This is a genomic window from Alcanivorax profundi (assembly GCF_003597125.1).
In the GTDB taxonomy this organism is placed as follows: domain Bacteria; phylum Pseudomonadota; class Gammaproteobacteria; order Pseudomonadales; family Alcanivoracaceae; genus Alcanivorax; species Alcanivorax profundi.
Genome location: NZ_QYYA01000001.1, coordinates 419,948 through 444,978 on the forward strand (window position 1 = coordinate 419,948; position 25,031 = coordinate 444,978).

General features: G+C 57.6%; 27 protein-coding genes. 20 read left to right on the forward strand and 7 right to left on the reverse strand.

What is annotated here, in order from left to right:
* The first annotated feature begins 264 nt into the window (after nt 1-264).
* Entirely contained in the window at nt 265-1,266 is a 1,002-nt protein-coding gene (locus D4A39_RS01995) for a quinone-dependent dihydroorotate dehydrogenase (protein WP_119917402.1), read from the forward strand.
* Between the two features lie 93 nt (nt 1,267-1,359).
* On the opposite strand, the gene rmf is transcribed toward D4A39_RS01995, so the two are convergent.
* A complete protein-coding gene (rmf, locus tag D4A39_RS02000; protein ID WP_022984553.1) occupies nt 1,360-1,566 on the reverse strand; it encodes a ribosome modulation factor in 207 nt (68 codons plus the stop codon).
* Nucleotides 1,567-1,836: 270 nt separating this feature from the next.
* Between rmf and rlmKL the strand changes: the two genes are divergently transcribed.
* From rlmKL to D4A39_RS02015, 3 genes are read left to right on the forward strand one after another with little or no spacing between them, the layout of a single operon-like run.
* Nucleotides 1,837-3,951 (forward strand): bifunctional 23S rRNA (guanine(2069)-N(7))-methyltransferase RlmK/23S rRNA (guanine(2445)-N(2))-methyltransferase RlmL, encoded by a 2,115-nt coding sequence (gene rlmKL / locus D4A39_RS02005; RefSeq protein WP_119917403.1) that lies wholly within the window; start codon nt 1,837-1,839, stop codon nt 3,949-3,951.
* Nucleotides 3,948-4,187 carry a glutaredoxin family protein gene (locus tag D4A39_RS02010; protein ID WP_022984555.1) on the forward strand — a complete coding sequence of 80 codons (240 nt, stop codon included), beginning with the start codon at nt 3,948-3,950 and terminating at the stop codon, nt 4,185-4,187. The genes rlmKL and D4A39_RS02010 overlap by 4 nt, the downstream gene beginning before the upstream one ends.
* Complete coding sequence (locus D4A39_RS02015) at nt 4,142-4,537, forward strand: DUF6482 family protein (RefSeq protein WP_147393873.1); 396 nt, start codon at nt 4,142-4,144, stop codon at nt 4,535-4,537. Before D4A39_RS02010 ends, D4A39_RS02015 begins: the two co-directional genes overlap by 46 nt.
* Nucleotides 4,538-4,552: 15 nt before the next feature.
* Here D4A39_RS02015 and D4A39_RS02020 read toward each other — a convergent pair whose 3' ends face one another.
* Genes D4A39_RS02020 through lexA form a run of 3 tightly spaced genes read right to left on the reverse strand, consistent with a single transcriptional unit; the run spans nt 4,553 to nt 6,417 of the window.
* Nucleotides 4,553-5,404 (reverse strand): TatD family hydrolase, encoded by an 852-nt coding sequence (locus D4A39_RS02020; protein ID WP_022984557.1) that lies wholly within the window; start codon nt 5,402-5,404, stop codon nt 4,553-4,555.
* Complete coding sequence (locus D4A39_RS02025) at nt 5,355-5,771, reverse strand: DUF1499 domain-containing protein (RefSeq protein WP_022984558.1); 417 nt, start codon at nt 5,769-5,771, stop codon at nt 5,355-5,357. The genes D4A39_RS02020 and D4A39_RS02025 overlap by 50 nt, the downstream gene beginning before the upstream one ends.
* A 31-nt stretch (nt 5,772-5,802) precedes the next feature.
* Nucleotides 5,803-6,417 (reverse strand): transcriptional repressor LexA, encoded by a 615-nt coding sequence (gene lexA / locus D4A39_RS02030; protein ID WP_022984559.1) that lies wholly within the window; start codon nt 6,415-6,417, stop codon nt 5,803-5,805.
* 264 nt (nt 6,418-6,681) lie between these two features.
* Between lexA and D4A39_RS02035 the strand changes: the two genes are divergently transcribed.
* Nucleotides 6,682-7,332 carry a cyclic nucleotide-binding domain-containing protein gene (locus D4A39_RS02035; protein ID WP_119917404.1) on the forward strand — a complete coding sequence of 217 codons (651 nt, stop codon included), beginning with the start codon at nt 6,682-6,684 and terminating at the stop codon, nt 7,330-7,332.
* Between the two features lie 63 nt (nt 7,333-7,395).
* Here the strand turns inward: D4A39_RS02035 and D4A39_RS02040 are convergent, their stop codons facing one another.
* Nucleotides 7,396-7,842 carry a universal stress protein gene (locus D4A39_RS02040; RefSeq protein WP_022984561.1) on the reverse strand — a complete coding sequence of 149 codons (447 nt, stop codon included), beginning with the start codon at nt 7,840-7,842 and terminating at the stop codon, nt 7,396-7,398.
* Nucleotides 7,843-8,056: 214 nt separating this feature from the next.
* On the opposite strand from D4A39_RS02040, the gene topA reads away from it, so the two are divergent.
* The 7 genes from topA to D4A39_RS02075 all read left to right on the forward strand — a co-directional run bounded on the left by topA (nt 8,057) and on the right by D4A39_RS02075 (nt 16,399).
* Nucleotides 8,057-10,789, forward strand: coding sequence for a type I DNA topoisomerase (gene topA / locus D4A39_RS02045; RefSeq protein WP_022984562.1), 2,733 nt, complete (start codon nt 8,057-8,059; stop codon nt 10,787-10,789).
* Between the two features lie 177 nt (nt 10,790-10,966).
* Entirely contained in the window at nt 10,967-11,497 is a 531-nt protein-coding gene (locus D4A39_RS02050; RefSeq protein WP_119917405.1) for a hypothetical protein, read from the forward strand.
* 189 nt (nt 11,498-11,686) lie between these two features.
* Nucleotides 11,687-12,469: an alpha/beta fold hydrolase gene (locus D4A39_RS02055; protein ID WP_119917406.1), complete on the forward strand. Its 783-nt coding sequence runs from the start codon at nt 11,687-11,689 to the stop codon at nt 12,467-12,469.
* A gap of 154 nt (nt 12,470-12,623) precedes the next feature.
* Nucleotides 12,624-13,415, forward strand: a complete 792-nt coding sequence (locus D4A39_RS02060; protein WP_119917407.1) for an outer membrane lipoprotein-sorting protein — start codon at nt 12,624-12,626, stop codon at nt 13,413-13,415.
* Between the two features lie 4 nt (nt 13,416-13,419).
* Nucleotides 13,420-14,703 carry a hypothetical protein gene (locus tag D4A39_RS02065; protein WP_119917408.1) on the forward strand — a complete coding sequence of 428 codons (1,284 nt, stop codon included), beginning with the start codon at nt 13,420-13,422 and terminating at the stop codon, nt 14,701-14,703.
* Nucleotides 14,704-14,782: 79 nt separating this feature from the next.
* A complete protein-coding gene (locus D4A39_RS02070; RefSeq protein WP_022984567.1) occupies nt 14,783-15,421 on the forward strand; it encodes a TetR/AcrR family transcriptional regulator in 639 nt (212 codons plus the stop codon).
* Between the two features lie 72 nt (nt 15,422-15,493).
* A complete protein-coding gene (locus D4A39_RS02075; protein ID WP_022984568.1) occupies nt 15,494-16,399 on the forward strand; it encodes a PhzF family phenazine biosynthesis protein in 906 nt (301 codons plus the stop codon).
* 91 nt (nt 16,400-16,490) lie between these two features.
* On the opposite strand, the gene D4A39_RS02080 is transcribed toward D4A39_RS02075, so the two are convergent.
* Together D4A39_RS02080 and nth are read right to left on the reverse strand one after the other, a co-directional pair.
* Complete coding sequence (locus D4A39_RS02080) at nt 16,491-16,916, reverse strand: DUF3617 domain-containing protein (RefSeq protein WP_102792695.1); 426 nt, start codon at nt 16,914-16,916, stop codon at nt 16,491-16,493.
* Nucleotides 16,917-16,951: 35 nt separating this feature from the next.
* Complete coding sequence (gene nth / locus D4A39_RS02085; RefSeq protein WP_119917409.1) at nt 16,952-17,590, reverse strand: endonuclease III; 639 nt, start codon at nt 17,588-17,590, stop codon at nt 16,952-16,954.
* Nucleotides 17,591-17,683: 93 nt separating this feature from the next.
* Between nth and gltS the strand changes: the two genes are divergently transcribed.
* From gltS to cysK, 8 genes are all read left to right on the forward strand, one after another.
* Nucleotides 17,684-18,868, forward strand: coding sequence for a sodium/glutamate symporter (gltS, locus tag D4A39_RS02090; protein ID WP_022986228.1), 1,185 nt, complete (start codon nt 17,684-17,686; stop codon nt 18,866-18,868).
* A 2-nt stretch (nt 18,869-18,870) separates the two neighbouring features.
* On the forward strand, nt 18,871-19,341 hold the full coding sequence (locus D4A39_RS02095; protein WP_102792697.1) for a L,D-transpeptidase: 471 nt from the start codon (nt 18,871-18,873) through the stop codon (nt 19,339-19,341).
* Between the two features lie 21 nt (nt 19,342-19,362).
* Nucleotides 19,363-20,382 carry a beta-N-acetylhexosaminidase gene (gene nagZ, locus D4A39_RS02100; RefSeq protein WP_022986226.1) on the forward strand — a complete coding sequence of 340 codons (1,020 nt, stop codon included), beginning with the start codon at nt 19,363-19,365 and terminating at the stop codon, nt 20,380-20,382.
* Nucleotides 20,379-21,533 (forward strand): mechanosensitive ion channel family protein, encoded by a 1,155-nt coding sequence (locus tag D4A39_RS02105; protein WP_119917410.1) that lies wholly within the window; start codon nt 20,379-20,381, stop codon nt 21,531-21,533. The genes nagZ and D4A39_RS02105 overlap by 4 nt, the downstream gene beginning before the upstream one ends.
* The gene (locus tag D4A39_RS02110; RefSeq protein WP_022986224.1) at nt 21,520-22,092 is read left to right on the forward strand and encodes a hypoxanthine-guanine phosphoribosyltransferase; all 573 of its coding nucleotides are present in this window, start codon (nt 21,520-21,522) and stop codon (nt 22,090-22,092) included. The genes D4A39_RS02105 and D4A39_RS02110 overlap by 14 nt, the downstream gene beginning before the upstream one ends.
* Nucleotides 22,092-22,832: an S-methyl-5'-thioinosine phosphorylase gene (locus tag D4A39_RS02115; protein ID WP_022986223.1), complete on the forward strand. Its 741-nt coding sequence runs from the start codon at nt 22,092-22,094 to the stop codon at nt 22,830-22,832. The genes D4A39_RS02110 and D4A39_RS02115 overlap by 1 nt, the downstream gene beginning before the upstream one ends.
* A 72-nt stretch (nt 22,833-22,904) precedes the next feature.
* A complete protein-coding gene (locus tag D4A39_RS02120) occupies nt 22,905-23,927 on the forward strand; it encodes a CNNM domain-containing protein (RefSeq protein ID WP_022986222.1) in 1,023 nt (340 codons plus the stop codon).
* A 31-nt stretch (nt 23,928-23,958) separates the two neighbouring features.
* Nucleotides 23,959-24,927 (forward strand): cysteine synthase A, encoded by a 969-nt coding sequence (gene cysK / locus D4A39_RS02125; RefSeq protein ID WP_022986221.1) that lies wholly within the window; start codon nt 23,959-23,961, stop codon nt 24,925-24,927.
* Nucleotides 24,928-25,031 lie beyond the last annotated feature (104 nt).

Genomic DNA, 25,031 nt, shown 5'->3' on the forward strand with positions numbered 1-25,031 from the left:
CAGAGACCATCCCGTAAGAGCGTCGGTGACTGGCTGCGCTGACCCTCCGGGTCCCGCTTTCCATGCGCTGATCAGCCGACGAGGAAAAGAATGATTTGCCACATAGGGTCCAGAGGATACTCAGAAAGCTCCGTGCCTCCTGTGGAGGACACGCCGTGGATCGGGGCTTCAGCGGATGACAAGGCTCCTGTCCGACACAAAGCATCGTAGTCACCACAGCCGTTGGCTATAATGCCGGCGGTTTTCACTGATTCGGGCCCATCGATGTTGTATTCCCTCGCCAGACCGTTGCTGTTTTCCCTGTCCGCCGAACATTCCCATGAGCTCACCCTGGCCATGTTGCGCAAACGTGCGGGCAAGTTGTGGCCGGGTGCTGTACCCCATCGTCCCCGTCAGGTCATGGGCATTGAGTTCCCCAACCCGGTTGGGCTCGCAGCGGGTCTGGACAAGAACGGTGACTGTATCGACGGCTTGGCCGATCTGGGCTTTGGCTTCATTGAGGTCGGCACCATCACCCCGAGACCTCAGCCAGGGAACCCGAAGCCACGCCTGTTTCGGGTGCCTGAAGCGGGCGGCATCATCAACCGGATGGGTTTCAATAATCTGGGCGTGGATTATTTGGTCGGTGCCGTTAAAAACAGCCGTTATAAAGGGGTGCTGGGGATCAACATCGGTAAGAATAAAGACACCCCGGTAGAAGATGCTGTGCAGGATTACCTTGCCTGTCAGCAAAAGGTGCATGCCTATGCAACTTACCTGGTGGTCAATGTATCTTCCCCCAATACTCCCGGGCTTCGCGAGCTTCAGCATGGTGAAGCGCTGGATAAACTGCTGGGCACGCTCCGTGAGGCGCAAACCCGGCTGGACCAGCAGCACCGTCGCCGGGTTCCTCTGGTGATCAAAATTGCGCCAGATAATACGGAAGAAGAGCTGCATGCCATGGCTGAGGCCTTTGTTGCGCATGGTATTGACGGTGTATGTGTGGGCAATACCACCCTGTCCCGTGAGGGCGTTCAAGGTCTGGCTAATGCCGAAGAGCAGGGTGGCTTGAGCGGTGCACCGCTGACCCCGATTGCCAATCAGGCACTGGCAACCATGAGCGCGGCGCTTAGAGGCAGAATTCCCATTATTGGTGTCGGCGGTATCAACAGTGCGGCAGATGCGCAGGAGAAACAGCGGCTGGGAGCTGAGTTGGTGCAGATTTACAGCGGATTGATTTACCAGGGGCCGGGATTGATTGGAGAGATTGCCAAGGGTTGGAAATAGCCCTCCTCACTTTCTGATACGTATGAAAAAGGGCCCTGGTGGGGCCCTGTGGGTCGGCGCGCGAACGCGTCGGCGCGATGAGGAACTGAGGAGTTATCCGATGTTTTTCAGATTCTGGATGCTGGCTACACCCAGCAGACCCTGTGCGAAATGGGCGCGACCTTCGCGCCAGCCCCCCATCCAGTTAGTTCGTGCGTTTAACGCACCGAAGGGGCAATCTTCACGGGATTTTCCATCGAGGCCGGCGTTGTATCCCCGGCTATAGGCGCGGTCGTCTCTGTTTCGTTTTTGTCGCTTCATAGACGCTTTCCCTTTCACAGACAGCGGTACAAAAGAATGACCCCCGGGCAAAAGCGATGCCCGTGTAATGAATGGCTTCATCTTCAGGGTCGACACATTCAGTATGGGAAAGGCACCAGGGTGTGTCGAATACCAAGTAGCAATATGCTGGCCGTCCTTTAAGCATATGACGTATAAAGGACAGCACGATGACAGTTTATGTAACTGGTTGAAATTGAATGGATAAAAATTCTTCCTGTGCATAAAACAGTCACTTATGAGGAATAGATAATGGAATTTGTCGCTACCAGCATGCCCGGGTTGGCCCCGTTGCTGGCCGAAGAACTGAGCCACCTGGGAATGCCGGTAACAGAGACGGGCAAGGCGCATGTGGTGTTCAGTGGAGGCAGTGCCGATGCCTTGACGGTGTGCCTGTGGTCGCGGCTGGCTGAGCGGGTGTTATTGCCCCTGGCAACCCTGCAACTGACTCCGGATATTGCCCCGGAAAAGTTGGCCGCCAGCCAGGACTGGCGTGCGCTGGTGGGCAATGATGCGCCGTTGCACGTGCATGTGGAGCATGGTCTCGGTGTGCGTGGCGATAACCGTATCAGCGCCAAGCGGTTTATTCAGGCGCTGGGTGATGCCTTCCCCATTTCCCGTGACCCCCGTGGCAGCTGTTGCGTAAGGGCCCGGTTGGACCAGAACGAAGCGCACCTTTGGCTTGATCTGGCGGGAGAGCCGTTGCACCGGCGGGGTTATCGCCTGGCCGGTGGTCGGGCGCCGCTGCGCGAGACGCTGGCGGCGGCCATGCTATGGGCCGCAGGGTGGGCCAGCAAAGACCGGCCAGCCGCACTGCTGGACCCTTTTTGCGGCTCAGGCACCTTGTTGATCGAGGCGGCCTTGATGGCAGCTGGGCGGGCCGCAGGTGCCAACCGCCGCCATTATGGTTTTCAACATTGGCGGGGTTGTCGCCGGCAGTTGTGGGAAGCCGCCATGGCCGAGGCATCGAACTCTGCTGAGCGGCCTGTGCCTACGCTGTCGCTGAAAGGGTTTGATGCCGATTTGAAGGCGATACAACTTGCCCAGCAAAACGCGGAGCGGGCAGGGGTTCGAGCGGTCATTCACTTTGAGCGCCGTGAGCTGGGCGCCCTGCGCCAGCGTGATTTTGCCGAACAGGGGATCTTGCTCACCAACCCGCCCTGGGGCGAGCGCCTGGACGAGCAGGAACAGGCAGGATGGCTGCATCTGGGTCTGGGGCGCATCGTGTCTGTGCTGGCACCGCAATGGACCGCCATTTTACTGGGGGCAGATGCGCAGGTGATGGACCGGACCGGGATGACGCTGGATACCCAGTGGCGCCTGAAGAATGGCCCCTTCAACAACTTTATCCGCCGTTATCTGCCGCGTTCACTGGCTGCGCCGGTGGTGGTCAGGGTGGCCGATGAATCGGCCTTTGAGGTCCCCGAAGACGCCAAGCCGCTCCTTAATCGTTTGCGCAAGAATGGCAAGCATCTGCGGCGCTGGCTGGAGCGCGAAGATATCCAGTGCTATCGCCTTTATGACCGAGACCTCCCCGAGTTCAATGTGGCCGTGGATATCTACGGTGACCAGGTACTGGTGCAGGAGTTCAAGGCCCCGAAAACGGTGGACCCGGAAAAAGCAAAAGCACGTCGTGATCTGGCAGTGACGGCGGTGAGGGCTGCGCTGGGCGTGCACCGCGAGCAGGTCCACCTGCGCACGCGAGAACGGCAAAAGGGCAAACAGCAATACCAGAAACTGGATGGGCAAGGTCACTACCGGCCAGTGCGGGAAGGACAGGCCCAATTGTTGATCAATCTGCAGGATTACCTGGATACCGGTCTGTTTCTGGATCATCGGCCGGTACGTTTGCGGATTGCCGAAGAGGCAGGCGGCAAGCGTTTTCTCAACCTGTTCGCCTACACCGGTTCTGCCACCGTGCATGCTGCAGTGGGCGGGGCCAAGCGTACCGTGACGGTAGACGCATCCAAAAAGTATCTTGAATGGACGGCGAGTAACCTTGCGTTGAATGGCTTTTCAACGGACCAGCATGCCCTGGAACGTTCCGATACCATGCGCTGGCTGGATGAGTGCCGCGAGCAGTTCGATATCGTGTTTTGCGATCCGCCGACCTTCTCCAATAACAAGTCCCGCAGTGACTTCGTGGTGGAAGAACACCATGGCGATTTGATCCGCAAAATAATGAAGCGGTTGGAGCGGGGTGGGGTGCTGTATTTTTCGTGCAACTACCGCCGCTTCCAGCTCGATGAATCCATTCGCAAGTGGTATGACGTGGAAGATCTGACTCGCTGGAGTATTCCCGAGGACTTTCGCCGCAACGAAAAGATCCATGTGCTGTATGCCATCCGGCATGTGGAGGCGCCATGATGGGCCGTCGCGAATCCATCGTTATGTATACGACGATCGGTTGTCACCTGTGCGAGGAGGCGGTTCAAATGTTGGCCATAGTGAAGCCCGGGATTGAGATCGAGGCGGTTGATGTGGCTCTTTCTGATGAACTGATCGCTAAATACGGGGAGCGGATCCCCGTTCTTGCGCTTGGCGACAGTGAGCTGTCATGGCCCTTTGGTCTGCTGGATCTTCAGCGTTTTCTGAAGGGGTAATAACGTTAAATTCACAGCATGTCGTCGATGCTGGAGACATGAATACTCTAACTGCAAAACAGCTGACGAATAAACAGGTTGAGGAAATTCAAATCACCTCTGCGTGTCTTTCTGTGTGCACCGTGCGTGTCTTTTTAAATGGGCAATGGTTCTGGATTGTTGGGCAGGACGGAAAAATCCAACGGTTTAACGGGCCCGAGCATGCCAATAACCAGCTATCAGGAATATCGACAAACAAGGCAACCCTGATTCACCACTCTGCTCATGCAGAGATGGTGGGGCAGCCAGAGGGCGAAACCATCCCGCCACTGCAAGTGGGCTTTCATTGGCGTAGCGATCACAGCAGGTAAAGTACTGGCAGCCCTCTAATCGGGGGCTATCATCTGCTCTGGTGATGCCGTTGCAAAGAGTTCGCAGGCGTTAGCTGTCGTGTTTGCAGCCACCACGTCAATTGTCTGGTCGCGGAGTAATGCTACGCACTGTCCGATCCAGGGTAGAAGGGCGGGCTCGTTGCGCCTTTTCAGGGGCGGTGCAGTGGGCAGGTTTCTCGGGATCAAATAGGGAGCGTCGGTCTCCAGCAGCAGGCGATTGTCAGGAATATTGGGCACCAAAGCGGCCAGCTCCCTGCCTCGCCGTTCATCGCACACCCAGCCGGTAATACCGATGTGGCAATCCAGATCCAGATAGTCGAACAGCGCCCGTTTTGAGCCCGTGAAGCAATGCACAACGGCTCCTTTGAGTTGGTGTCGCCAAGCCTTGAGAATGGGAAGGAAACGTTCATAGGCATCACGTTCGTGAAGGAAAACCGGCAGACCCGCTTCAACCGCCAAGGCTAGTTGGGCTTCGAACGCTTTTTCCTGGGCTGGTCGGGGGGAGAAGTCCCGGTTAAAGTCCAGCCCCATTTCTCCAGCCGCACGGACCTCTGGTGACTGAAGCAACTCACGCAGCTCTTTTTCTGTTTCTGGCGAATAAAAGCGTGCACCGTGGGGGTGAAGGCCTGCCGTTGCGTACAAGTCGTCATGCTGTGATGCCAGTGCGACTGCCTGCCGCGATTCCTCAAGGCTGGTGCCCGTGATTAGTTGCCAGCTGACGTCGGCGGCGCGGGCGCGCTTGAGGACATTATCACGGTCATCGCGGAACTGCTTGTCCGTCAGATTAACGCCGATATCAGCCCAGTGGATGCGCGTTTTGTGAGGAGTGTTGTGCGGTAGTGTCATCGGATTTCAACTCTGCCAATTTACTGCGCAGCGATTCTACCCGACGGCGGTTGGCACCTAAATCCCAATAACCCACTCGGGACGCAGAGCGAACCTCAACGACGCCATTGTCGCGTACATAGAAGGTCACATCATCTGTAAAGCGAAGTACCAGGCTCTTGAAGCGGGCCTGGATTCGAGATTGACCGACTACGTCATATTCTACCCGCGGTTCGGCATCCAGCAAGGTCTGCAGGCGTTGCAGGCTGGTGTCGCGATTATCCGAAACCTTAAGAGGGGCAACCCAGTGGTCCTTGCTGCCGCTCAGACTGGACACACAGTTGGGGGAATTCGGGCAGGGCGCGAGTAAGTTATTATCGTCTGACATCACACTGCTACTCAGTACCAGAACAAGGAGACTAATAAGAATTCGGATCACGGATCAACCCCACGAAAATGCCTTCGATCACCAGCTGGTCGGCTGGTACCTTGATGGGCTCATAGGCCTCATTCGCAGGTAGCAGGGTAGCACTCGATTTATTCAATTTTAACGTCTTGACCGTGACTTCCTCGTCAATTCTGGCCACTACGATCTCACCGTTGCGAGCCACGTTCGATTTACGCACTGCGATAAGGTCGCCATCAAAAATGCCGGCATCGATCATGCTGTCGCCCTGAACCTTCAACAGGTAAGTCGGGCGCTGCTTGAACAAGCCTTGCGGGACGGGGACTGTACGTTCCACGTTTTCAATGGCTTCGATGGGGACACCGGCCGCAACCTTGCCGACGATGGGCAATTCTTCTTCTGACCAGTAGGCGTTATCGAGCAGTTGGATACCACGTGAGCGGTCGCTATGTAGCTTGATGTACCCTTTGCGTTCCAGGGCGCGGAGATGATCCGATGCGGCATTCTTGGACTGAAAGCCCATGATGTCGGCGATTTCCGCTCGGGTGGGCGCCATGCCGGTATCGGCCAGGCATTCACGAATGCAATCCAGTACCTGTTGCTGGCGTTCAGTCAGTTTGCTGCTCATAACCTTCTCCGTATGATTGTCAGAAATAGCGCCTTGCCATGTGCGTATTTTCTGACAGCCTCTGTCATCCAAAGGGGACAATGGGTCGATGAATTTGATCCTAGCATGGGTACTGGCAATATGAACAGTGTTATTTGTCCAGTTTCTCCTGACCAGTCAATTCTCGTTCTTTGTCATTACTGCCGTTGCCCTGCTCGAGTGCGCGCACTAGCATTAGGTTTTCATATCCATCAAGCCATGGTGCAGATGAGACGGGGAGTGTAGATGGAGCAGGCCAACAATAACGATTTCGGCCAGCAGCGGGTTCGGCAGTTACTTTCCGGTGTTCCGTTTTTCAATGAAATTGCGAGGGATGACCAGGTTCAGTTCTCCTTGCTTGAGCAGAACACGCGGTTGTGGGTGGCCAGCTCCGGCGACACGGTGATTCGTGCCGGGGATGTGGATTCCACGCTGTATTTTCTCTTGCGAGGCCAGCTGGAAGTCCATGCAGAGCAGGAAGGGCAGGCGCCGCTTTACTATGTCTCTCCCGGGGAGGTTTTTGGCTCGTTGTCTATGCTGCTGCGGACCCCTAGAAGTGCCACGATCAAGGTGGCTGACAGTGCTCGTGAAGCGGTAGTGGCGAGCCTGGATTTCAATGCTTTCAATGACGAGCAAAGCCCGTATTCGTTGCCGACCCGGTTAGCCTTTTTTCATATGATCGTGCACCACATTCGCTGGACGCTGGAAGTGAAACGCATGCAGGCACCGCAGCACGAATTGGTACAGTCAATGCGCAAGCTTCCCGTATTTCAGGGCGAGAAAGGCAGCAAAGAAGAATTGCGGGCACTGTGTGAGCAGGCACAGGGATTAGCTGAACTGCTTTGTCGCTGGAATGAAGAAAGTCAGGCGAATACCGGGAATATCCAGCTAACGTAACAAAGAGTCGGAATAACGTGCTGGCAGTCCGCGGTCGCGGGCTGCCAGTATCCTGGCCTTGTATCATCCACTTTTCTGGTCGACCTTCACTGCCAGGACATCACAATGGGCACCGGGGACCAGACCGCGCGCCGTGGATCCCAGTAGCAACGCCAGACCACTGCGCGTGTGGCTGCCGACAGCAATCAGGTCGGCCTCCAGCTTGTCGGCCTTGTCGAGGATGGTCTTCTCGATAGACCCCAGCTCTACGTGCACGTTGCCATCGGGAATCTGGTAACGCTGGGCATAGCGCCTGGCCATTTCCCGGGCCTGTTCCATCAGCCCGGTCTGTAGGTCAGTGACATCCATGGGGACATCGGCGCCGTAGGCCAGCGCCAGCGGTTCGATCACATGGATGAGGTGAAGCTCTCCTTCGTTGCCAGACAAGACGCCAGCGGCACGGGATAGCACCTGTGCGGATTCATCGCTGCCGTCGATGGCAACCAGGATCTTGCGATAGGGCGTAGGCACGATTCTCTCCATGAAAGCCGTCTTTCCCGGCAGTATAACTCGCCTTGCAGTGGTTGCCAGCGGGGTAATTCACAGTACAGGGTTGCTCTTCCACCTCTGCTTGTACTACTACTAAAAAAGGATCCGGGGGGCACATGTTGCTTGACCCGCCTATACCGGCGCTGTCTAAATAGCGCCCATCGCAAGCCTTAGATCGGATGTTGAGTACCTGAGAATGGGAAAATCGCTAGTCATTGTGGAGTCGCCTGCCAAGGCCAAGACCATTAATCGTTACCTGGGCGATGACTTCATCGTGAAGTCCAGTGTGGGGCACGTGAGGGATTTGCCGGTTAGCGGTGGCTCCAAAAAGAGTACCCCTCAGGAACGCGCCAAAGAGGCTGCCTACACACGCTCGTTGCCCAAGGACGAACGCGAAGCCTATAAAAAGAAGAAGGCCAAGGCGCAGCTGGTTAACCGCATGGGTATCGATCCGGAAAAAGGCTGGGATGCCCATTACGAGATCCTGCCCGGCAAGGACAAAGTGGTCGATGAGCTCAAGCGTCTGGCGGCCAAGGCTGACCGTATCTATCTGGCAACGGATTTGGACCGCGAAGGGGAGGCCATTGCCTGGCACCTGCGGGAAGTGATCGGTGGCGACGACAGCCGTTTTGACCGGGTGGTATTCAACGAGATTACCAAGAAAGCCATTCAGGCGGCGTTTGAGGAGCCCGGCAAGCTCGATTTGCACCGCGTCGAGGCCCAGCAGGCTCGCCGTTTCCTGGATCGGGTCGTCGGCTTCATGATTTCCCCGTTGTTGTGGGAAAAAATTGCCCGCGGCCTGTCTGCTGGCCGGGTTCAGTCTGTGGCAGTGGAGCTGGTGGTTGAGCGTGAGCGGGAAATTCGCGCTTTTATCCCGGAAGAGTTCTGGGAGATGTACAGCGATACCCATACCGGTGATGGCGAAGCCCTGCGCCTGCAGGTAGCCAAGCACCAGGGGGAGAATTTCCGTCCCAATAATGGTGACGATGCGCATGCCCATCGCCAGGCCCTGGCGGAGGCGGGCAAGCTGACGATTACTCAGCGTGAGCAACGTCCTACCAAGTCCCGGCCCTCTGCGCCGTTCATCACCTCGACCCTGCAACAGGCCGCCAGCACTCGCCTTAACTTCGGCGTGAAGAAGACCATGATGCTGGCCCAGCGGCTCTACGAAGCGGGCCACATTACCTATATGCGTACCGACTCTACCAACCTGAGTGCAGATGCCGTTACGGCCTGCCGTGAGTGGATCGGTGAAAACCTGGGTGACAAGTACCTGCCGGAAAAACCGCTGTCCTATTCCAGCAAGGAAGGCGCCCAGGAAGCCCACGAAGCCATTCGTCCTTCCGATGTGAACCGTCGCTCCGAGCACCTCAAGGATATGGAGCGTGACGCGCAGCGCCTTTACGAGCTGATTCGCCGCCAGTTCATTGCCTGCCAGATGCCCCCGGCGGAGTATCTGAGCACCACCCTGACCGCAACCGCCAAGGGTTACGAGCTGAAGGCCAAGGGGCGGATCATGAAATTCGACGGCTGGACCCGTATCCAGCCGCCGGCTTCCCGCAAGGGCCAGGAAGATACCCTGCTGCCGGATGTGGGTGAGGGCGATACCCTGGCCATCGATAGCGTTGAAGCCGAGCAACATTTCACCAAGCCGCCGGCACGCTTTACCGAAGCGAGCCTGGTGAAAGAGCTGGAGAAGCGCGGGATTGGTCGTCCGTCTACCTATGCGGCGATCATCTCCACGATTCAGGATCGTGGCTATGTGCGTCAGGACAACCGCCGTTTCTATGCCGAGAAAATGGGTGACATCGTTACTGACCGTCTGGTGGAAAACTTCCCCAACCTGATGGATTACGGTTTCACCGCTGGTATGGAAGAGATCCTTGACGAGATCGCCGACGGTGGCCGTCACTGGAAAGACGTTCTCGACGAGTTTTACCGGGATTTTGTCGCCAAACTCGAATCCGCCCAGGGTGAAGGGTCCGGCAAGCAGGCAGTAGGCGGTATGCGTGCCAACCTGCCGACTGATACCGATATCGATTGCCCCACCTGTGGCCGGCCCATGCAGATTCGCACCGGTTCCACCGGGGTGTTCCTGGGATGCTCAGGCTATAGCCTGCCGCCCAAGGAGCGTTGCACGGCTACGCTGAACCTGCTGCCTGGTGAAGAAGCAGTGGCCGTGAATGCCGATGACGAAGAGGCGGAAGCCAAGGAGCTGCGTAACAAGAAGCGTTGCCCCAAATGCAGCACCGCCATGGAAAACTACTTGATCGACGAAAAGCGCAAGCTGCATGTCTGCGGTAATAACCCGGACTGTGATGGCTATGTTGTCGAGCAGGGTGAATTCCGTATCAAGGGCTACGATGGTCCGACACTGGAATGTGAAAAGTGCAGCAGCGAGATGCAGCTGCGCACCGGGCGGTTTGGCAAGTTCTTCAAGTGCACCAACGACGATTGCGGTAATACCCGCAAGCTGCTCAAGAATGGTGAGCCGGCACCGCCACGGGCGGACCCGATCCCCATGCCGCATCTTCAGTGCGAGAAGTACGAAGATGATCATTACCTGCTGCGTGATGGTGCGTCCGGATTGTTCCTGGCGGCCAGCAAGTTCCCGAAAAACCGTGAAACCCGCCCGCCGCTGATTGCAGAAATCCAGAGCGTGGCGGAACAGCTGGATCCCAAGCACAAGTATCTGGCTGAGGCCCCTGCGAAAGACCCAGACGGCAACCCCGGGGTGCTGCGCTATAGCCGCAAGGCGAAAGAGCAGTATGTCATGAGCGAGATCGACGGCAAGGCGACCGGTTGGATGGCCTTCTACCGTGACGGCAAGTGGGTAGAAGAGCAGACCAAGAAGAAAGCCCCTGCCAAGAAAAAAGCGGCAGCGAAGAAGAAGGCCCCGGCCAGGAAAAAGGCCGCCGCCAAGAAGTAAAGACACACGCTACAAGCGGCAAGCGACAACACGAGGCTCACATCTCTTGTTCTGAACGCATGGGGCTCCGTGCTGCGATGACACAAGAACGTGGGTAGAACCTCTTCTACGCGACGGCCTCTCTTGCGCCTTGCTGCTTGAGGCCCGTCGCTTGCCGCTTTTTGCCAGGATTTTGTTATGTCCCGAATGGTTCGTGATAATGCTGTCAGTGGCCTGCGAGAGCGGGTTTACTTCGCCCAGGCCATGCTCCGCCAGCTGACCGGTGAGCAGGCCGGGGCAGTGCCCACCGTGCGTTTGGCGCTACGTGGTGCAGTGGTATTCCATGTGTATTCTTCTCTGGTGGGGCTGCTGCGGCAGTCCGCCAGGACCTACCAGGTGCCTGGTGCGGATACCCTGTTCAGCCTGGGTGCCCTTGAGCGGGCATTCGCGTCAGCGGGGGTAGAGGCTCCGGAACTGGCCGTCATTGCCCAGGCTCGCAAGGACCGGGGTGATCTGGTGGCCTGGCTGGATGGCGAGATGCAAACGGCCATGGGCGCATCGGGGCTGGCTCGTCGGCCAACGCCTCCCAGCGAGGCCAACGCGCTTAACCTGATGGCCGAAGATCGCTACGCGCCTCTGGCGGAGGGTGATCTGGAGCGGCTGGCACAGGCCATCATCCGCGTCAGTGAGTTGCTGGAACACTGTGTGGGGTATCTGGAGGAGTGGTAACGCGGCTCAACCGAAAGCGCCCTTGCCTGTGTGACGGGATGCGTGTGTCGGGCGTTTCGGCCTGATTTTGCCGCCGCTGATCCCGGTGGGGGATTGAATCTCTCCCTTTTGCCACCAATGCTTGCAAGGCAGACACCATTGTCTGCCCCCTCGAGCAGGGCCATGGCCCTTCGTGAAACGGAGGTACACATGCCCAGCCCAACCCTGTTTTCCTGGTTTTCCCTTGTTCTGTCGGTGGTCGTTGCCAGCCTGTGGCCTGTGCAGGTGGCTCAGGCTGCAGGTGTCGCGTCAAGACAGCATCAGGCCGAGGTGCAAGAGGACTGCGTGGTGTTGCTCCATGGGTTGCGTCGTTCAGCCTGGGCCATGTCGCGCATCGAAGACTCCCTGCGCGGTGCCGGCTATCAGGTCTACAACCGGGATTACCCTTCCACCCAAGCCACGGTGGAGGCGCTGGCCGCGTCGGAAATCCGCCAGGGGCTGGACTGGTGCCAGGCCAACGCCCGCGGTCAGGTGCACTTTGTGACTCACTCCATGGGCGGCATTCTGGTGCGCGCCTATTTGCAGGATAATCAGATCGAGCAGCTCGGGCGTATTGTCATGCTGTCGCCGCCCAACCACGGCAGCGAAGTGGTGGATCGCATGCAGGACTGGTGGCTGTTTGAAAAGCTCACCGGCCCTGCTGGCCAGCAACTGGGCACGGGGGCGGATGGCGTTACGGCAAGCCTGGCACCGATTCCCGGTGAAATCGGTATCATCATGGGCAATCGCACAGTGGACCCGTGGCTGTCATGGATGATCCCGGGCCGCGATGACGGCAAGGTCTCACTGGACAGTGCCAGGCTCGCCGAAATGAAAGACTTTATTGTTATGCCCGCCAGTCATGCCTTCATCATGCGTAAAAGGAAGGTCATCCAGCAGATTGTCACGTTCCTGCAGCACGGCAAGTTTCAGGTGGCCTCCGCCGACGCTTGAGTGGCCTCTTGCCACTGTACTGCGAACGAGGGGTAAATCCGGTTCAGATTTTGGCCCTTTCGGCATCGCTGTTTCCTGAGAACTCGCTATCATGTGGTAAACACCGTGTTGCCCGCCGGGCGCACCACCACGAACAAGCTGTAATGAGGACTTCATGAAATCTCGTCTGCTGATTGCGGGTCTGGCTCTGGCCATGGCTGCGCCGCTTGCCAACGCCCAGACACCGGAAGAAAAAGGGCTGGAAATCGCCCGCGAAGCGGATCGTCGCGGCGAGGGGTTTGGTGACTTCCAGGCCGATATGAAGATGGTATTGATCACCAAGCGGGGGGACCGTGCCGAGCGTGAACTGCGGGTAAAAACCCTGGAAGGCAAAGGAGAAGACGAGGGTGACAAGAGCCTGACGATCTTCGATACCCCCCGCGATGTCCGTGGCACGGCCATGCTCACCTTTAGCTACAAGAACAAGGACGATGACCAGTGGCTGTATCTGCCCGCCTTGCGCCGGGTGAAGACCATCGCGTCGCGGAACAAGTCCGGCCCCTTCATGGGCAGTGAATTCAGTTTCGAGGACATGCGCGGTCAGGAGGTCGAGAAGTACACCTACAAATACCTGCGCGATGAAGCGTGTGGCGAGCTGACCTGCTTTGTGATGGAGCGCTACCCCACCGATGAGCACTCCGGCTACACCAAGATGGTGGTCTGGCTGGACCAGCAGGAATACCGCACCTGGAAAGTGGATTACTACGACCGCCGCGACAGCCTGCTGAAAACCCTGGAATCCAGCGATTTCACCCAGTACAAGGACAAGTTCTGGCAACCGGCCAAGATGTCCATGATTAACCACCAGACCGGCAAGGCCACAGACCTGTTCTGGAGTAACTACCAGTACGACACCGGCCTCACGGAAGCGGACTTCAACCAGAACAGCCTGAAACGCGCGCGTTGATATCATGAATAAATGGTTTGTGACGGCACCGCTGCTGGCGGTGCCGCTTCTGGCTCCTGCGTGGGAGTTTCGTGGCGAGGTCGCGCTGGAAGGGCGTTACTTCACCCAGGATTCTCCCTATCCGCAAGCCGACTACGACACCAACAGTTCGGCCTACCTGAAACCGGAAATTCTCCACGAGTGGAACGACCGGGACGATCTGTTCACCTTCATTCCTTACGCCCGTGTTGATGAAAACGACAGCGAACGGACCCACTGGGATATCCGCGAGCTTTCCTGGATTCATGTGGGTAACGGTTGGGAATCGCGGGTCGGTATCCGCAAGGTGTTCTGGGGGGTGACCGAAGGGCGCCACCTGGTGGACATCATCAACCAGACCGACCAGGTAGATCAGGTGGATGGCGAGGAAAAACTCGGCCAGCCGATGATCAACCTGTCACTGGTGCGCGACTGGGGCATTGTGGACCTGTTCGTGCTGCCCGGTTTCCGTGAGCGCACCTATGCCGGAGAAGAAGGCCGGCCTCGTACGCCGTTACCGGTGTCTGATGACGCCGTTTACGAGTCCTCCCAGGAGGAGGGCCGGGTGGACTTTGCCATTCGATACCAGCAGTACTTCGATAACGGGATCGAGTTTGCCCTGTCGCATTTTTCCGGTACCAGCCGCGACCCCTTGCTGATTCCCCAGAACCTGACCATGGCGGAGCTGCAGACGTTACTGGCCACCGGGCAGTTGCCTGCCGGCAGTGACCCGGAATTCACCCCGGTGTACAACGTCATCGACCAGACCGGCCTTGAGCTGCAATACCTGCAGAACGGCTGGTTGTGGAAACTGGAAGCCATCAGCCGTTCCGGGCAGGGCGATCGTTTCTACGCGCTGGATGGCGGTTTTGAGTATACCCAGGTGGGGTTGTTCGGCTCGGCGGCCGATCTGGGCTGGATCGTGGAATATATCTGGGAAGACCGTGAAGACAGCCTGGCGTCCCCCATGGCCAGCGATGTGCTGTTGGGGACCCGGTTCACCTTTAACGATGTGGCGTCTACCGAAATTCTGGCGGGCGTGATTTACGATGCCGACAATGAAGAAAAGGCCTTCAGCCTGGAATCCAGCCGCCGCTTTGGCAATAACCTGAAAGCCACCCTGGAAGCCCGTTTCTACACTGATGCGCAAGACCCCCGCAGCCCTTCAGCGCTGTACCGGGATATCCTGCGCAACGTCAACACCAACCCTGGGCTTGGCCCGATCAGTCGATCGGACTTTGTGCAGGCAGAGCTGGTGTATTACTTCTGAGGGCGGCGTCCCTTGACCAGGCATGCCGCCAAACGTATGTTTGAAACGTATGTTTTGAACGATGCTCAGGGGCGAAGCTATGGCACAGGCAGGAACGGTTGACCGAATCCTGGATACGGCAGAAGTGCTGTTTGCCCAGAAAGGGTTTGCGGAAACCAGCCTGCGTGCCATTACCAGCAAGGCAGGTGTGAATCTGGCTGCGGTGAACTACCACTTTGGCTCCAAGGAATCGCTGGTACAGGCCGTGTTTGAACGCTTCCTGACGCCATTTTGTGCTGCGCTGGACGCCAAGCTGGATGAGATGGAGGCTAGTGGTGTAGCGGATACCCCGGAGAACATTCTCGGCATCATGTCGCGTTTGGTGCTGGGGTCTCACCCGGAAGATCCTCAGCGCGCTGCGATCTTCTTCCGCTTGTCCGGGCAGGCCTACAGTCAGCCCCAGGGGCACTTGCGCGAATATTTGCACCAACAGTACGGCGCAGTATTTCGTCGCCTGCAAGACCACATGCAGCGTGCGGTTCCAGATGTGCCGCCCCGGGAGTTGTTCTGGCGGGTCCAGTTCAGTCTGGGGGCGACGATCTTTACCCTTTCGGGCCTTGAATCACTGAAGGATATCAGTCGCAACGACTTCAACATGGATGTGACTGAGGCGGATATTACCCAGCGCTTGTTGCCATTTCTCGTTGGCGGTATCAAGGCGCCGGTACCCGCAGTTTAGCTCGCCTGCTCTCATTATTGAAAATCCGGCTCCATCAGGCATAGTCATAAGAAAACAACGAGGACGTTGATTATGGCGCTTGATTACGCATTGCTGGATGTATTCGCGGGGGCTCCGTTTCAGGGCACCCAAATCCCCGTCGTGATGCTGACGGGAAAGAGCATGGATGCACAGGGGAAGACCGCGATCGCCAGCGAATTCCAGCAGACCGAAACCGTGTTTATCGAGCCGGACAATGCCGCCTCTCCGGTAAGTGTTTTCACCCCCCGAGGGCAGCAGCTATTTGGCGCGCATACTATTTTGGCTGCCTCTTATGTGGCGTATGAAATGGGGTTGGCCGATGATCAGGGGACGTTTTCGTCATACCTGCTGAAGCAAAATGACCAGCAGATAGAAAGCTTTATTGACAAGACGGATAACGGGCCCGGTGCCATTCAGTTTGCCCGTGTCCTCAGTCCATCCATCGACCGTTATACCCCGGAAATTCCTCGGTTGGCAGCCGCTCTTAATATCGACGATAAGCATATCGCCTTTAGTAAGTACAAACCTATGGTGGTGAGCGTGGATAAGCCGACGCTGATCATACCGTTTACCAAGCCCGAGCATGTGCTGGCTGCCAGCCTGAATGCAGAGCACTGGGCGGGGCTGGCCGGAAATATCTATACCTCGGAAGTTTTCTTGTTTGCACCGGGAAGCATCACGGGTGAGTCTGATTTCCATGGGCGGATAATCAGCCCGGACCTGCCTCGGGATGTATTTCCTCCCATCGGTAATGTCATGCCTGAGTTTATCGCTTATCTGGCTGAGCAGAAGGAAACCGTGCCAGGCACGCATACCTTGTCTGTGGACCGTGGCAGCCCCGACACCCGGAAGAGCCTGCTGCGAGTGGAGTTCGATAAGCACCCTGGCAAGCAGTTGCGATGCCGCATCGGGGGTAATGTGGTGAAAATGGGAACAGGCTCACTGCTGGTATCCTGAAAGCCTCTGTCGTCTACCCGTTGGCGCGATACCGGGGCAATTCAGCGCCTTGCCAGGCATACCGGTAACGAGCCAACAGGCTGGCGCTGGTCTATTCGTTACAGGCACCTACCCACTTTGCTTCACTGTGAGTCTTCATGCTGTGGTGATTGCCTTTGACGGTGATGTCTGTGCTGTAGTGCTTGCTGTTATGCATCACCATTTTGCCGGTAATTCGGGTTTTGGCATTGCTGCCAGGCATTGTGCATTCTGCTTCCCATTCCAGCCCGTTATCAGTTGTTCTGATATCCCCAGTATCACAATTGTCTTCTTTCCAGCTTTCACGCATGGCGTCTTCCGGGTTGGCGGCTTCTTCAGCGGTCACGCAGTCCTGTTGGACCTGGGTACGCATGTTTTCGGGCATACCGGGAGCATTCATCTCCACAGTGATGGCCCATTTGCCAGGGGTCAGTTCAATGGCGTGGCTGAACGGGGACAACAGTCCGAGGGAAAGAATCAACGGCAACGCGGTTTTCATAATGCATCCTTTCAACGGGTTGGGCCGGGCCTCCGTTAGCCCGGTCGTTTACTGAGCGGAAACTCACACAGGTCGGCGATCAGACAGTCCCCGCATTTGGGTTTACGTGCCATGCACACATAGCGACCGTGCAGAATCAGCCAGTGGTGAGCATCGCGCAGAAACTCGTCCGGTACCAGTCGAAGCAGCCGTTTTTCGACCTCCAGCACATTTTTGCCGGGGGCAATGCGGGTGCGGTTTGAGACTCGGAAGATGTGGGTATCCACGGCCATGGTCGGCATGCCATAGGCGGTATTGAGTACCACGTTGGCGGTTTTTCGACCGACGCCAGGCAGGGCTTCCAGTTCTTCGCGGGTACGGGGCACCTGGCTGTCATGCTGCTCGATCAAAATCTTGCACAGCTGGATCACGTTCTCGGCCTTGGAGTTAAACAGGCCGATGGTCTTGATGTACTCTTTAAGGCCCTCGAGTCCCAGCGCATAAATGGCTTCGGGGGTGTTGGCTACCGGGTAGAGCCTGGCGGTGGCCTTGTTGACACCCACATCGGTGGCCTGGGCAGATAGCACCACGGCAACCAGCAGCTCGAAGTCGGAGCTGTACTCCAGTTCGGTGGTGGGGTTGGGGTTCTGATCCCGTAATCGGGTAAAAATTTCAGTCCGTTTCTCGCGATTCATGGCCGTATCCTGATTTCGCGGGCAGTATAGCGGATCCATTCCGTTGTGTGGCGCCTGGCCCCTGCGTTCAATCGGGCCGGATAAGGAGTTTAGATGCAGTTTTCTGCCATGGAATCGCTGATGGTCGCCCTGCTGGTGCTGGGGGCGGGTCAGTGGATCGTGCACAAGGTCGGGATTCTCTCCCGACTGAATATGCCTGAACCGGTGGTAGGGGGACTGCTGGCCACCCTGATCGTGACCGGTCTGCAACTGGCTGGGATTAACCTCACTTTCGATGAAAGCTTCAAAACCCCGGCCATGCTTTTCTTCTTCGGGGCGGTGGGGCTGGCGGCCGATTTCCGTCTGCTCAAGCAGGGCGGCTGGGCCATGCTGATCTTCGCCATTCTGGTGATCGTGCTGGTGGCCCTGCAAGATTTGGTTGGTGTGACCATGGCCACCGTGATGGGGCTGGAGCCGTATTACGGCCTGATCGGCGGGTCAGTGACCATGACGGGCGGGCACGGTACCGGTGCTGCCTGGGCAGAAGTGTTCCAGCGTGACTTCGGGCTCACCGGGGTGTCAGAACTGGCGGCGGCTTCGGCCACTTTCGGGCTGGTGTTTGGTGCCTTGCTGGGCGGGCCTCTTGCCATGTTTCTGATACGCCGTTATCGGTTGTCCGCTCCAGCCCATGGTGCCGGGGAGGGCGATGAACGCTATGACCAGGCCGAGAAAGCACGCCCCATTGCGGCAGCCAGTGTGATCCGCATTCTCATGCTGCTCTCTGTCGGGGTGGTGGTCGGTTCCGTGGCGGCTGAGCAGTTTGCCGAGGTCTTTCGCCTGCCCACCTTTGTCTGGGTGTTGTTTGTCTGCATCTTGCTGGGCAATACCGCACGGCGTTTGTGGCACGTGAACGATGCCACCATCGACATGGTCGGTAATACTGCCCTGGGTATTTTCCTGGCCATTACCCTGATGAGTTTGCAGTTGCTGCAGCTGGTGGATCTGGCCTTGCCCATGCTCGCCATGTTGCTGGTGCAGGTGATGCTTGCGCTGAGTTTTATTACCTTTGTGACCTTCCGGTTGATGGGCCGCAATTATGACTCTGCAGTACTGTGTGCCGGGCATTGCGGTTTTGCCATGGGCGCGACGCCAACGGCGGTGGCCAATATTCAGGCGGTGACACAGCACCATGGTCCGTCGCCGCTTGCGTTTATCATTGTGCCGGTGGTGGGGGGCTTTATAGTCGATATTGCCAACGCCACCATCATTCAGACCTTTGTCAGCGTGTTGTCAGGTTAACGATGGACATCATCATCAATCTCAGCGGGCAGTGGCTGGAGCTGCGAGGCCCGCAGCCTGTCCGTTACCCGGTTTCCACGGCCCGCAATGGTGCCGGCCAGGTCATGGGCAGTGAAGCGACCCCGCTGGGACGCCACCTGGTACGGGCACGTTTTGGTGCCGGTTTGCCGCAAGGCGCCGTGCTGACCGGCCGCAAGTTTTCGGGTGAAACTCATGGCCCAGCCTTGTCTGCGGCGCATCCTGACCGCGACTGGGTGCTCAGCCGTATTCTCTGGCTGGGTGGGATGGAGCCAGAGCACAATCAGGGCGGTAACGTGGATAGTTTTCGGCGCTTTATTTATATTCACGGCACACCGGACTCCGAGCCTATGGGGGTGCCGGCGTCCCACGGCTGCATCCGTATGCGCAACGCGGATGTGGTGCAGCTTTTCGATCAGGTGCCGGTGGGTACCGCCGTGACTATCACGGAATAACAGTGACCAATCAGGGTTGTCATGTCTGACACGGTTTCCCCGCTTTTAATGCTCGACCTGGAAGGCCTGTCGGTCTCCCCGGTGGAGAAAGACATGCTGGCTCATCCTGGAGCCGGTGGTTTGATTCTATTTACCCGCAATTATCAGGACCGGCAGCAACTGGCTGAGCTGGTGCGCCAGATTCGCGAAATCCGCCCAGACATGCTGATCGCTGTCGATCAGGAAGGGGGCAGGGTGCAGCGTTTTCGGGAAGGCTTTGTGCGCTTGCCCCCCATGGCTGCACTGGGGCGGGGTTACGCGTGCGGGCCTGAGCAGGCGCTGCAGGATGCCAAACTTATCGGCGAGCTGATGGCGTCCGAATTGACCGAGCTGGATATCGATATCAGTTTTGCGCCGGTGCTGGATCTGGATTATGGGGCCAGCACGGTGATCGGCGATCGCAGTTTTCATGGTGATCCGCAGGCGATGATAGCGCTGGCCGGGGCGTTTATCGATGGCATGAATGCTGCCGGTATGGCTGCGACCGGAAAGCACTTCCCAGGTCATGGCCATGTGGTAGCAGATTCCCATCTGGAGCTGCCGGTAGACCCGCGCCCCATGGATGAGATTGAGCAAGCGGACCTGCGTCCGTTTGCGGCACTGGCGTCGCGGCTGGATGGCATCATGCCTGCCCATGTGATTTACAGTGCAGTGGAGAATCAGACAGCCGGGTTCTCGCCGTTCTGGTTGCAAACCGTATTGCGAGAACGTCTCGGTTTTCGTGGCGTGATTTTTTCCGATGACTTGTCCATGGCGGGGGCCCATGGGGCGGGCGGTTATGCCCAACGTGCCGAGGCGGCGCTCAAGGCAGGTTGCGACATGGTGCTGGCCTGCAATTGCCAGTCAGGGGCACAAGAGGTGCTTGGCTATCTGGAAACCGCTGGCCATCAGGGGCAGGTTGCGGTCGGCGGCCTGCGTTGCCGACCACGGCATGCCATGGACATCGGCCGGCGGCAGGCCGCTGAAGCAGTGGCAACACGATTGATTGAGGAGAACACATGAACTGGGATTGGCAGCAGTTGCTGGTCTGGCCGACGCTAGACACCCCTTCGGATATCTGGCTGACACAGCTTTTTATTGTGGTGTTATGTACTGTGTCGGTGAATTTTATCCTGATGCGGGCGATCGATGTTATCGAACGTCTGATCATCAAAACCGATACCTTGTGGGATGATGCCTTGCTGGAAGCGGCCCGGATCCCGGTGCGGCTGTTCTTCTGGGTGGTGGGCCTCTCGATCAGCGTTGAGCTGATGCAGAGCGTCAGCGAAGAAGAAAATCTGATCTTTGACATGGTGCCCCAGGCGCGGCGGATCGCCTTCATCATCATTATTGCCATGTTCCTGAACCGGTTTATCTCCTATACCCAGAAAAACCTCATCGATCCGGAGCGCATGCGCAAGCCCATGGACCAGTCCACCGCAGCGGCCATTGCCAAGCTGCTGAGGGTCTCGGTGATCATTACCGCTGCACTGATTATTCTGCAGACACTCGGGTACAGCATTTCCGGGGTACTGGCATTTGGCGGTATTGGTGGCATGGCGGTGGCTTTTGCCGCCAAGGACCTGCTAGCCAACTTCTTTGGCGGCATGATGATCTATCTGGACAAGCCGTTCCGTGTCGGCGACTGGGTGCGCTCGCCAGACCGTTCCATTGAAGGCACGGTGGAGAATATCGGCTGGCGTCTGACCCGCATCCGCACCTTTGACCAGCGACCGCTGTATATCCCAAATGCCATGTTTACCTCCATTGTGCTGGAAAACCCGTCTCGCATGCTCAATCGCCGTATCTACGAGAAGATTGGTATCCGTTACGACGACTGGGAAAAAATGCCAGGCATTGTGGACGCGGTAAAAGCCATGCTGGTTGCCCATGAAGAACTGGATACTGAGGGTCGTACTCTCATTGTCAATTTCGACAGTTATGGGGCGTCACATCTGGAGTTCTTCATCTACACCTTCACCGAAACCACCCAGTGGGTGCGTTACCATGAGATCAAGCAGGACGTGCTCATGAAAATCATGAACATTGTCCACGAACACGGTGCCGAGTTCGCCTTCCCGACCCGCACCCTGCATCTGATCAGCGACAACGACCATCCGGCCACCGGGCTGGAGGACGACAACGCCGAGGAAACTACACATGTCCAGCGCTAACGACGTACAACAGGAACTGATGCGGGTACGCCGCGAGGCCATCGAGCTGCATTCGTCCGATCAAGTTCAGGAAGCCATCGCCAAACTCGCGTTCGAGGTGACCGAGGCCTACTCCGGCAAAGTGCCAGTGTTCGTGACTATCATGAATGGCGGCATGATTTTCGCGGCCGAGCTGGTCAAACGCCTGGATTTCCCACTGGAGATGGATTACCTGCATGCCAGCCGCTATCTCGGGGCCACCTCCGGCGGTGCCGTGGAATGGATCGTCACCCCCAATGCCAGTCTGGCGGGCCGCGATGTGTTGATTGTCGATGACATCCTGGATGTGGGCTCGACCCTGTTGTCGATCATCGAAGCCTGTTACGCCCAGGGCGCGGCGTCGGTGAAGACCTGTGTGCTGGTCGACAAGAAACACGACCGTAAGGCCCGACCGGGTTTGAAAGCCGATTTCACGGCTCTGGAAGCCGAGGATTATTACCTGTTCGGTATGGGCATGGACTACAAGGGCTTCTGGCGTAACGCGCCGGGTATCTACGCAGTGAAGGAGAGCGACAGCTGATGCTGGCATTTATCGGTGGCACCGGCCTGACGCGCATGGATAACCTGCGCATTGTCGACAAACATGCCATTACCACCCGTTTTGGTGAGCCTTCTGCCCCGGTGGTGGAAGGTGAACTGGATGGCCAGCGGGTACTGTTTCTGGCCCGTCATGGCGACCCCCATGTGCTGTTGCCTCACCAGGTGAATTACCGGGCCAACATGGTGGCGCTGAAAGAGGCCGGTGCGACGGCGATTGTGGCGGCCAATGCGGTAGGTGGCATCACCACGCTGGCGCCCACCGGTGCGCTGGTGCTACCGGACCAGATCATTGATTACACCTGGGGTCGCGAGAGCACCCTGTTTGACGATCCGGCTGACCCGCTGGTGCATGTGGACTTCAGCTGGCCGTTTGATACGGCCCTGCGCGATGCCCTGAAAGCCCGCCTTGCCGCCTCTGATCTCAAGTGGAGCGATGGGGGTTGCTATGGTGCCACCCAGGGGCCCCGGCTGGAAACCGCCGCAGAAATCGCCCGCATGGAGCGTGATGGCTGCGATATTGTCGGCATGACCGGCATGCCGGAAGCGGTACTCGCCCGTGAACTGGGCATTCCCTATGCCATGCTGTCGCTGGTGGTCAACCCCGGCGCGGGCAAATCCACCCATGAAATCACCATGGAAGAAATTGAGGCGGTGATTCATGATGGGATGGCGAATGTGTGCCAGTTGCTGGCAGAGTTTGCCAGTGATTATCGCCCCTGATTTAACCGTTCTCGCAAACGGCAGGCCTTGCGTGTCAGGGGCTGCCGCCAGTTGCAGAAGGAGTCTGCTCCCTTGACCCTGCTGATCATCTTTGCCGCCATTTCCATTGGTTTTTCGTTCTTGTGCTCCGTGCTGGAAGCTGCACTGTTGTCCATTACGCCAAGTTTTATTGCCGGTCTGCGAGATACACGCCCGGCGCTCCACAAGGCGTTAAGGGCCTTCAAAGACGATATCGATAAACCGCTGTCCGCGATCCTGACGCTGAATACCGTTGCCCACACGGTGGGTGCCACAGGGGTGGGAGCACAGGTTGCTGTGGTGTTTGGTGAAACCTGGCTGGCGGCGGCATCGGGGGTGATGACCCTGGCGATTCTGATTCTTTCAGAAATTATTCCCAAGACCATCGGCGCCAAGTACTGGCGGTCCTTGGCCCCCCTTTTGCCGCCCATGCTCAAGTTCATCATGGTTTCCTTGGCGCCCTTTGTCTGGTTGTCGAAACTGATCACCAGCCAGATTGGTGGTAACGAGCATGATGTGGATGTGCGGGCAGAGATTCGTGCGCTGGCGGCCATGGGCAAGGATCAGGAGGCCCTGCAGGAAGATGAGTACAAGGTCATCAAGAACATTCTCCGCCTGCATGACGTGAAGGTGGGAGCGATCATGACACCGCGTACCGTGTGCCGGGTTGTCAGCCCGGACATGTCAGTCGCAGATTTCATCGAGAGAGAAAAAGGCCAGCCCTTTTCCCGTTTCCCGGTGATGACGGCCAGTGGCGAAGCGCAGGGCTATATCCACAAGTCTGACTTGCTGGGGGTTCCTCTGGAGCAGTCCATGACGGTGCTGGCTCACGAAGTTACCATGGTGAGCACCTCGTTGAGTATTGAGGACTTGTTTCATGCCATGTTGACCCAACGTCAGCATATGGCTGTGGTCTACGACGAGCATGGTACCTGGGTGGGACTGATCACCCTTGAGGATATTCTGGAAAGCATCCTTGGCCGCGAGATCATGGATGAAACGGACAATGTGGCAGATATGCGTCTTTACGCCAGACAGCGCTGGAGCCGCAAGCTGAAAAAAGATTCCGGGAATTGAGTTTGCGCTTATCGCATACCAAGGAGACAACATGACACAGATCTACAAGGACAACAGCGAGACCATCGGCAAAACCCCGCTGGTGAAAATTAACCGCATTACCAAGGGCAATGTATTGGCCAAGCTGGAGTCGCGTAACCCGGCGGGCAGCGTCAAGTGCCGGATCGGTGCCTCCATGATCTGGGATGCGGAAAAAAGCGGCAAACTGAAGCCAGGCATGACTCTGGTGGAACCCACCAGCGGCAATACCGGTATTGCCCTGGCCTACGTGGCCGCTGCTCGTGGTTACGATCTGGTGCTGACTATGCCCGACTCCATGAGTCTGGAGCGTCGCAAGATTCTCAAGGCACTGGGTGCCAAACTGGTCCTGACTCCCGGCCCGAAAGGCATGCCGGGTGCCATTGCCAGGGCGCAGGAGCTGGTTGAGGAAAACCCTGATACGCACCTGATGCTGCAACAGTTCGAGAACCCGGCCAATCCCGCTATTCACGAACAGACCACGGGCCCGGAAATCTGGGAGGCCACCGGTGGCGATATTGATGTGCTGGTGGCGGGTGTGGGTACCGGCGGGACCATCACTGGCGTGTCCCGTTATATCAAGCAGACCCAGGGCAAGGCCATTACCAGTATCGCTGTGGAGCCGGACTCTTCGACCATGATTACCGCCGGGCTGAACGGTGAAGAGCCCACCCACGGCCCGCACAAGATTCAGGGCATCGGTGCCGGCTTTGTGCCAAAGAATCTGGACCTGAGTGTGGTGGACCGCGCGGAACAAGTGAGCAACGAGGACGCCATGGCCTGGGCCCACAAGCTGATGCAGGAAGAGGGCATCCTTGCCGGTATTTCCTGCGGTGCGGCCATGTGTGTGGCGGACCGTATCAGCCAGCTGCCCGAGTTCAAGGACAAGACCATCGTGGTGATCTTGCCCGATTCCGGGGAGCGCTACCTGACTTCGCCGCTGTTCGCAGACATGTTCAGCGAGCAGGAACTCAGCCAATAAACAGGCTTCGGCAAGCCAGCTCTGACCGGCTGGCTTGCCGGACCAGTGTGCGCCGGGGTATAACAGCAGACGATCCGGGAAACGGACATTTTGGTCGTGGCAGA